Genomic DNA, 929 nt, shown 5'->3' with positions numbered 1-929 from the left:
CGCGGCATGGGCGGCTTCACCACCGGCGAGGCGTGGCGGGCGCTGGACGCCCTGCTCGGCGAGGACACCCCCGTGGCCGGATACGTCCCGCTGCACCTGCGCCGCTGGTTCGACGCCTACCCCGAGACCGCCGCCCAGCCCAGCTGGGAGCTGCTCAGGGACCGCGCCGACAACGGCGGCACCGAGGCGGACGAGTTCCGCGTCCGGGTCCTGGCCGCCGACCCCGAGGAGCGCCCCGCCCTCGTGGCGGCCAAGGTCCGGGAACTGGCCGGGCGCGTTCTGCGCATGGAGCCGGACGACATCGACCGGCGCACCCCCTTCAAGGAGCTCGGACTGGACTCGCTGATGAGCCTGGAGCTGCGCAACCGGCTGGAGGTCGCCTTCGGGCTGAAGCTCTCGCCCACCCTGCTGTGGACCTACGGCAGCACCGACGCGCTGGCCACCGTGCTGGACGAGCGCCTGACCACCTCCTCCTGACGTACCGAGACCGAGGACGAACGCGATGACCGAACCGAGCGGCCGGCCGGGCGGACCCACCCCCCTGAGCCGGGCGATGGACACGATCCGACAGCTCAAGGCCCAACTCGCGCAGCACGGCGGCAACCAGCCCGTCGCCATCGTCGGCGCCGGTCTGCGCCTGCCCGGCGGCGTCCGCGACCTGGACGGACTCTGGGACCTGGTCAGCGGGGGCCGTGACGCCGTCGGCCCCCTGCCCCCCTCACGCCGGGAACCCTTCGCCGAGGGGTGGGACTCCACCGTCGACCGCGCCGGGTTCCTGGACGACCCCCTGGGCTTCGACGCCGCCTTCTTCGGCATCAGCCCCCGTGAGGCCCGCGCGATGGACCCCCAGCACCGGCTGCTGCTGGAGGTCGCCTGGGAGGCGCTGGAGAACGCCGCCCTGCCGCCCGACCGGCTGGCCGACGCGCGCA

2 protein-coding genes are annotated in these 929 nt (G+C 74.5%); both read left to right on the top strand.

The window, feature by feature from the left end:
* Window positions 1-477: acyl carrier protein (locus D471_RS39445; RefSeq protein WP_152486289.1), on the top strand; the 477-nt coding region annotated here is incomplete at its 5' end.
* Between the two features lie 25 nt (window positions 478-502).
* On the top strand, window positions 503-929 hold a 427-nt coding region (locus tag D471_RS34140; RefSeq protein WP_040689423.1), incomplete at its 3' end, for a beta-ketoacyl synthase N-terminal-like domain-containing protein.

This window comes from Nocardiopsis lucentensis DSM 44048 (genome assembly GCF_000341125.1).
GTDB classification, from domain to species: Bacteria; Actinomycetota; Actinomycetes; order Streptosporangiales; family Streptosporangiaceae; genus Nocardiopsis; species Nocardiopsis lucentensis.
The sequence above is the reverse complement of the archived record's forward strand: the minus strand, read 5'-3'. Positions and strand labels throughout refer to the sequence as shown.